Source organism: Azonexus sp. (assembly GCF_049652925.1).
In the GTDB taxonomy this organism is placed as follows: Bacteria; Pseudomonadota; Gammaproteobacteria; order Burkholderiales; family Rhodocyclaceae; genus Azonexus.
In genome coordinates this window covers 1-1,547 of the sequence record NZ_JBASFI010000026.1, presented here as the reverse complement: position 1 = coordinate 1,547, position 1,547 = coordinate 1, and the positions used below count along the sequence as shown (strand labels likewise).

The 1,547-nt window shown below is 61.9% G+C and carries 2 protein-coding genes; both read left to right on the top strand.

The genetic code is table 11. The features are described from left to right. A partial coding sequence (locus tag WBK19_RS14540) for a proton-translocating transhydrogenase family protein (protein WP_511290919.1) occupies nt 1-93 on the top strand: 93 nt, incomplete at its 5' end. Further along, a complete protein-coding gene (locus WBK19_RS14535) occupies nt 93-1,463 on the top strand; it encodes an NAD(P)(+) transhydrogenase (Re/Si-specific) subunit beta (protein ID WP_511290917.1) in 1,371 nt (456 codons plus the stop codon). The genes WBK19_RS14540 and WBK19_RS14535, both read left to right, overlap by 1 nt. Nucleotides 1,464-1,547: the final 84 nt, after the last annotated feature.

The following is a 1,547-nucleotide window of genomic DNA, read 5'->3' as shown; positions in this document are numbered from 1 at the left end:
TTCGCCGTCGCCCTCGGTGCGGCCAATGCCGCCGGCGGTTACGTCGTCACCGAGCGCATGCTCGCCATGTTCAAGAAGAAGGAGGGCGCATGATGACTCTACCCTTCTACGTTCAAGGCGCCTGGTTCCTCGGCGCTGCACTGTTCATCTTTGGCCTCAAAGGCATGAGCTCGCCGGCCAGCGCCCGCAAGGGCATCGTCATCGCCGGCTACGGCATGCTAATTGCCATTGCTGGCACCTTCCTGATTCCCGGCCTGCAGAATCTCGCTCTGATGGCCCTGGCCCTTGCACTGGGCGGTTCGGCCGCCTGGATCTCGGGCAAGAAGGTCAAGATGACCGACATGCCGCAGATGGTCGCCATCTACAACGGCATGGGCGGTGGTGCTGCTGCCGCCATTGCCGCCATCGAATTCGCCAAGGGGGATGCCCATAGTCTGGCGACGACGGTGCTGGCTGTCATCGGGGCGCTGATTGGCGCGGTGTCCTTCACCGGCTCCTGCGTCGCCTGGGCCAAGCTGCAGGGTGTGCTCAAGAAAGCCCATCGCCTGCCGGCCCAGAATGCAGTCAACATCGTTCTCGCCCTGATCGCCATCGCCCTCGGCGGCGCCATGGTCGCCATGGCCCCGGCCCAGCCGGCACTGATCATCGGCTTCTTCGTCGTCGCTCTGCTCCTCGGCCTGATCGTCACCCTGCCGATCGGCGGGGCCGACATGCCGGTGGTGATTTCGCTGTTCAATGCCTTCACGGGTCTGGCGGTCGGTTTCGAAGGCTATGTCCTGGGCAACCCGGCACTGATCATTGCCGGTATCGTCGTTGGTGCGGCCGGTACCTTGCTCACCCAGCTGATGGCCAAGGCGATGAACCGACCGATTTCCAACATCCTGTTTACGCCGATGGTAGCGAGCGGCCCGGGTGAAGCGATCAGCGGCACGATGAAGGAGCTGAGTGCACTCGATGCGGCAGCGATGATGCGTTACGCCTCCAAGGTGATCATCGTCCCGGGCTACGGCATGGCGGTGGCCCATGCCCAGCACAAGGTGTGGGAGATGACCTCGATGCTCGAGAACTGCGGGGTCGAGGTGAAGTTCGCCATTCACCCGGTAGCGGGTCGGATGCCGGGGCACATGAATGTGCTGTTGGCCGAGGCCGGCGTGCCTTACGACAAGATCTTCGATCTGGAAGAGATCAATGGCGAGTTCGGCCAGACCGATGTCGCCCTGATCATCGGGGCGAATGATGTGGTGAATCCGACGGCACGCACCGACAAGGCCAGCCCGATCTATGGCATGCCGATCCTCAATGCGGATATGGCGCATAACGTGATCGTGATCAAGCGCGGGAAAGGCACCGGTTACTCCGGCGTGGAGAATGCGCTGTTCTATACGGATAATTGCCGGATGCTCTACGGCGATGCGCAACCGATGGCCGGCGAGATCATTCAGCATCTTAAGGCGATGGGGTAGGGCGCAGTCTCCTCTGTGGGCAGCATCCGAAGGATCTGCTTGCTATTTGCCGGGTAGCTATCAACTCCCCGGCTTTTTTTCGCC

Coding starts and splice junctions, on each gene's coding strand:
- WBK19_RS14535 (WP_511290917.1), top strand. CDS start 93: ATGACTCTACCCTTCTACGTTCAAGGCGCCTGGTTCCTCGGCGCTGCA.